At 70.2% G+C, this 6141-nt stretch carries 3 protein-coding genes and 1 pseudogene; 1 reads left to right on the forward strand and 3 read right to left on the reverse strand.

What is annotated here, in order from left to right; all coding sequences use genetic code 11:
- Positions 1-26 precede the first annotated feature (26 nt).
- The 3 genes and pseudogenes from AB0M73_RS30700 to AB0M73_RS30710 form a co-directional block, all read right to left on the reverse strand.
- Positions 27-689, reverse strand: coding sequence for a Type 1 glutamine amidotransferase-like domain-containing protein (locus tag AB0M73_RS30700; RefSeq protein ID WP_363897712.1), 663 nt, complete (start codon positions 687-689; stop codon positions 27-29).
- Positions 690-870: 181 nt separating this feature from the next.
- On the reverse strand, positions 871-1239 hold the full coding sequence (locus AB0M73_RS30705; RefSeq protein WP_363897723.1) for a cellulose binding domain-containing protein: 369 nt from the start codon (positions 1237-1239) through the stop codon (positions 871-873).
- Positions 1219-2997: pseudogene (locus tag AB0M73_RS30710) on the reverse strand (glycoside hydrolase family 3 N-terminal domain-containing protein); the annotation flags it as partial. The gene AB0M73_RS30705 and the pseudogene AB0M73_RS30710, both read right to left, overlap by 21 nt.
- Positions 2998-3417: 420 nt before the next feature.
- Between AB0M73_RS30710 and AB0M73_RS30715 the strand changes: the two are divergent.
- On the forward strand, positions 3418-6105 hold the full coding sequence (locus tag AB0M73_RS30715; protein ID WP_363897715.1) for a glycoside hydrolase family 9 protein: 2688 nt from the start codon (positions 3418-3420) through the stop codon (positions 6103-6105).
- Positions 6106-6141: the final 36 nt, after the last annotated feature.

A 6141-nucleotide genomic window follows, 5' to 3' on the forward strand; every position in this document is an offset into this window, starting at 1 on the left:
GTCCCGCGTTCCGTCCTGGCCGCCGGCTATGACCCGAACTTCGTCCATTGCCCTTCGGAGACCACCTCGACGGCGCCGTCGACGACCTTGATGGCGGTCTGTTCGTCGATGGCGTAGGCCGGGACGCCGATCTCGGCTGCCCACCGCTCGGCGTCAGCCAGGGTGTTCGTGGGGAAGGCGTGCAGGTGCGGGAAGATCGAGAAGTCGACGACTCCCAGGGTGCGGTCGTCCGGCGCGGACGGCCACTCGACGAAGTACGCACCGATCCGGGGCGTCAGCACCATGCTGCCGGCACTGACTCCCACCCAGACCGTGTCGGGCAGCGACGGCAGCAGGTCGGCCAGCCCGGACTCCCGCATCCAGTGACACAGGTAGGCCGCGTCACCGCCGTCGACCAGGAGCACGTCCGCCTCCCGGACCCAGGGAACCCATCGCTGTGCGCCGATGGTGGGTAGCGCGGTGAGTTCGAGGACGCCGGGCGAGGCCCAGCCCAGGCCGGAGAAATGCTGCCACGCGGGCTCGGCGGCGATGAATCCCCGCACCGATGTCGGACCGCACGCCGGGTGGCCCCACTGTGCGGTCGGGACGCAGAGGGCGTGGCACTCGGAGATCGGCTTGCCGAGCAGCTGCACGAGCGCCGAGTGGATGCTCGGGTTCGTGACGCCACCGGACGTGAGCAAGAGCTTCACGGTGTCTCCGATTCGCGCGCGGGCAGCGGATGTGTCTGCGGACTCCGGACCGAGCCGGGACTCATCGTAGTGCTCGCATGCTGTTCGGAGGTCCGTCGGGCGCTCACCCGAAAAGAGTCCACAATGGACCGGGAGGGCGGTTCGCCGAGGCGAACCACCCTCCCCATCGCGGCAACTCCGGTCAGGAGCAGGTCATGGTCGGGATCGCGGCGGTGCCGGTGCCGGTGAGTCCGAAGGTGGCCGACGCGCCGGGCGCCAGTGTGCCGTTCCAACTCGCGTTGCGAATGGTGACTGCTGTCCCGGTTTGGGTGTACGTGCCGTTCCACACGTTGGTGACGGTCTGACCGCCCGGCCACGTCCAGGCCACGGTCCACGCGCTGATCGGCGCGCTGCCCCGGTTGGTGACCGTCACCGCGGCCTGGAAGCCGCCCTGCCACGTGCTGGTCACCGAGTAGTCCGCCGCGCACCCAGCGGTGGGCGGGGGTGTGGTTGTCGTGGTCGGGGGTGGTGTGGTCGTGCCGCCGCCGGCGTAGGTCAGGCCGTAACCCAGCGGGTACAGCGGCGTCTGGCCGTCGCCGTCGTTGATCGGCTCCTGGGAGCTGCTGCTCGGCCAGGTCACCGGCAGCTTCCCGGTCGGCGCGTAGTCGCCGAACAGCACGTCCGCCACGCCGTTGCCTTCGGTGCCGGGCAGCCACGCGGCGATCAGCGCGTTCCAGTTCGGCAGCTGCGCGGCGATGTCCAGCGGGCGGCCGGACACCAGCACCACGACGACCGGCACCCCGGACGCGCGCAGCCGCGACAGCGTGGCGAGGTCCTCCTGGTCGAGGCCGAGGCCACCGGGCCGGTCGCCCTGGCCCTCCGCGTACGGAGTCTCGCCGATGACCGCGACCGCGGCCGTGTAGCCGTTGGTGATGCCGTTGCCGTAGCGGTCGTAGGTGACCGAGCCGGAGCCGGCCACCGTGTTGCGGATGCCTTGCAGCACAGTGGTGCCGGGCGTGACGTTGCCGCTGCCGCCCTGCCAGCTGATGGTCCAGCCGCCGCTCTGGTTGCCGATGTCGTCGGCCGACTTGCCGGCCACGAACACCTTGGCCGACTTGGCCAGCGGCAGGATCCCGCCCGCGTTCTTCAGCAGCACCTGCGACTCTCGCACGGCCTGTCGGGCCAGCGCGCGGTGGTCGGCGGACCCGACCGTCGCGGTGTAGGAGCGGTCGGTGTACGGGTGCTCGAACAGGCCGAGCTGGAACTTCTTGGTCAGGATTCGACGGTTGGCGTCGTCGATCCGGGACCGCGCGATGTGCCCGTTGTTCACCTCGGCGCGCAGGATGTTGAGGAATCCCTTGTAGTCGGTGGGCACCATGACCATGTCGATGCCGGCGTTGACGGCGGCGTCGACGTCGGCGGCGGAGAACCCGGACTGCCCGTCGATCTGGTCGATGCCGGCCCAGTCGGACACCACGAACCCGCCGAAGCCCAGCTCGCCCTTGAGCAGGTCGGTGATCAGGTAGTGGTTGCCGTGGTCCTTGACGCCGTTCCAGCTGCTGAAGGAGATCATCACCGAGCCCACGCCCTTGTCCACCGCGGCCTTGAACGGCGGCAGATGGATGGCCCGCAGGTCCGCTTCGGACAGTTGGGCGTTGCCCTCGTTGACGCCGCCGGTGGTGCCGCCGTCGCCGATGTAGTGCTTGGCGGTCGCCAACACCGACGCGGGACCGCCCAGCGAGGCGCCCTGCAGGCCGGTGATGATGGACGTCATGGCGGTCGGGATCTCCGGCACTTCGCCGAACGACTCGTAGGTGCGGCCCCACCGGTCGTCGCGCGCCACGCACAGGCAGGGCGCGAAGTCCCAGTCGATGCCGGTGCCGGACACCTCCTCGGCGGTGGCGTGGCCGATCCGCTGCGCGAGGTCGGCGTCGCGGGTCGCGCCGAGGCCGATGTTGTGTGGGAAGATCGTCGCGCCGTACACGTTGTTGTGCCCGTGCACGGCGTCCGCCCCGTAGATCATCGGGATGCCCAGCGGGGTGGACAGCGCGATGCGCTGGAAGTTGTCGTACATGTCGGCCCAGGACTGGGCGGTGTTCGGGCTGGGCGCGGAGCCGCCGCCGGACAGCACCGAGCCGACCCGGTAGGTGGCGAGGTCGCTCTGCGGGTTCAGCGCGGCGCGCTCGGCCTGGGTCATCTGGCCGAGTTCGTCGTCGAGCGTCATCCGGGACATCAGGTCGTTCACCCGGTCGGCGACCGGCAGCGACGGGTCCTGGTAGGGCAGGCCGCCGACCGGCAGCGTCACCGGCGCGGGGTGCCCGGCGGCCACGGCGGCGGTGATCGACAGGGTGGCGAGCGCGGCAGCGGCCAGCGCGAGCAGGGCGCGGGGCGGACGTCGTGGCACGGGCACCTCCGGATGGCGCGGAACTTCGGTTGCCGGGCTTCGTCATCGCGGCGTGAGTGGCCGCCACGCGGGACGGTGTGGCGGGCGCCTCGGAAGAACGGATCGGCCGCCCGGATGACGTCACATTCGTCTGGGAGCGCTTCCAGTTTGGTCACTGTAACGCGACCTGCCGGTCATGTGAATAGCGTGTTCCGGGGCCTGTGTCGTGTCTTGCGCCTGGCAGCTGGTGCGAATGGTCGTGCGAGACACCGCCGAACCGCGCACTGTTGGCGCTGATGCTTTACACGGCCGACTCGGCTCCCTACCTTCTCGTGCTGGAAGCGCTCCCAGAATCGAGGAGGCGCAGTGCCCGCTTCGACGATGAAGGCGGTGCCCCGAGCGCTCGTGGCGCTGCTCGTGCTCGGTTTGGCGGTGGTGATCCCCGGGCTGTCTCCGACCGCTCCGGCCGCCACCGGCAGGTTCAACTACGCCGAGGCCCTCCAGAAGGCGATCTGGTTCTACGACGCGCAGCGCTCCGGCGTGCTGCCGGCCGACAACCGGGTGTCCTGGCGCGGCCCGTCCGCCCTCGACGACGGCAAGGACGTCGGCGTCGACCTCACCGGCGGCTTCTACGACGCCGGCGACCACGTCAAGTTCGGCCTGCCGTTCGAGTTCAGCATGACCATGCTCGCCTGGGGCGCGCTGGACAACCGCACCGCCTACCAGAACTCCGGCCAGTGGCGGTACCTGCTGTCGAACCTGCGCTGGGGCGACGACTGGCTGATCAAGGCGCACCCGCAGCCCGACGTGCTCTACGGCCAGGTCGGCAAGGGCGACGACGACCACAAGTGGTGGGGTCCCGCCGAAACCATGGCCATGGCCCGACCCGCCTACCGCGTCGACCCGTCCTGTCCCGGTTCCGATCTCGCCGGCGAGGGCGCCGCGCAGATGGCCGCCAGCTCGTTGGTGTTCCAGGCCGAGGACCCCGCCTACGCGGCCACCCTGCTCACCCACGCCAAGCAGCTCTACTCGTTCGCCGACAACTACCGCGGCGTCTACTCCGACTGCATCACCGACGCCCAGAACTTCTACAAGTCCTGGAGTGGCTACCAGGACGAACTGGTGTGGGGCGCGATCTGGCTCTACAAGGCCACCGGTGACGCCGGCTACCTGGCCAAGGCCCGCGCCGCCTATGAGAAGCTGTCCACCGAGCCGCAGACCACCACCCGCTCCTACCGGTGGACGTTGGCCTGGGACGACAAGTCCTACGGCGCTTACGTGCTGCTCGCCCAGCTCACCGGCGACCCGGAGTACGTCGCCGACGCCGACCGCTGGCTGGACTGGTGGACCACCGGTGTCAACGGCCAGCACGTGCCCTACTCCCCGGGCGGCGAGGCCGTCCTGGACCAGTGGGGCTCGCTGCGGTACGCCGCCAACACCGCGTTCGTCGCCCTCACCTACTCGGACTGGCTGCGGGCGAGCGATCCCGTCCGTGCCACCACGTACCACGACTTCGCCGTGCGGCAGATCAACTACGCGCTCGGTGACAACCCTCGCGGTGCGAGCTTCGAGGTCGGGTTCGGCGTCACCCCGCCCCGCAACCCGCACCACCGGACCGCGCACGGCTCCTGGGACGACAACATTCTCGACCCCACGCTGAGCCGGCATGTGCTGTACGGCGCGCTCGTCGGCGGCCCCACCGCCGCCAACGACGCGTACACCGACGACCGCACCAACTACACGATGAACGAGGTGGCGCTCGACTACAACGCCGGCTTCACCGGCGCGCTGGCCCGGCTCTACGGCGAGTACGGCGGCGTGCCGCTGGCCGACTTCCCGCCGAGGGAAACTCCGGACGGCCCGGAGATCCTGGCCCAGGGCGCGCTCAACCAGCCCGACGGCAGCACGTTCACCGAGGTCAAGGCGTACGTGATCAACAAGTCGGCGTGGCCGGCACGCACATTCACCGGCTCGCTGCGCTACTACTTCACGCTCGACGGCGGCACCACGCCCAGCCAGATCTCGGTCACTTCCGCCTACAACCAGTGCGACGCGCCGACCGTGCATCAGTTCTCCGGCGCGGTGTACTACGTCGAGGTGCCGTGCTCCGGCGGCGTCGCCCCCGGCGGCCAGTCCCGCTACCGCAAGGAGGTGCAGTTCCGGATCACCAGCACCGGAACCTGGGACCCCGGCAACGACTGGTCGCACACCGGCCTCGGCGCCAGCGGCACCACGCCCGTGGACGACCCGCACCTCGTGCTCGCGCAGGGTTCCTCGGTGCTGTGGGGCGACCAACCTGGTCAGTCTACTGTGGACACTACACCGCCGACCGCGCCCACTTCACTGGCCGCCACCGCCGGCAGCACCAGCGTCGGGCTCACCTGGACCGCCGCCACCGACAACGTCGGCGTCACCGGCTACGACGTGCTGAATGCGGCCGGCGCGGTGGTCGGCAGCAGCACGACCACCAGCTACCAGGTCACGGGCCTCACCCCCGGCACCGCGTACACGTTCTCGGTACGCGCCCGGGACGCCGCCGGCAACCAGTCACCGGCCAGCAGTCCGGTGTCGGTGACCACCACGACCGGCGGCGGCAATCCCGGGTCCGGCGCACTCGCCGTGCAGCAACGTGGTGGCAGCGGCGCCGCCGACAGCCAGATCAGGACCAGCCTTCAGATCGTCAACCGGGGCAACACGGCCGTCGCCCTCGACAGCGTGACCGCGCGCTACTGGTTCACCGGCGACGCCACCAATCCGAGCTACCAGATCTGGTGCGACTACGCGGTTCTCGGCTGCGGAAGCGTCACGCTGCGCGTCGTGAAGCTCAGCACCCCGCGCCCGGGAGCCGATGCCTACGTCGAGATCAGCTTCAGCGGCGGCGCCCTTGCCGCCGGCGTGAGCACCGGCGAGATCCAGGTGCGGGTGGCCAAGTCCGACTGGTCGGCCTTCAACCAGGCCAACGACTACAGCTACCGCACGGCGGGGTCGTTCACCGACCTCGGCACCGCCACCGCCTATCAGTCCGGCGCCCTCGCCTGGGGTGTCGAACCCTGACCACCTCGGCCGCCGGCATCACGAGCCCGTGATGCC

Origin of the sequence: Kutzneria sp. NPDC051319, from assembly GCF_040682195.1 — a bacterium.
Classification (GTDB): domain Bacteria; phylum Actinomycetota; class Actinomycetes; order Mycobacteriales; family Pseudonocardiaceae; genus Kutzneria.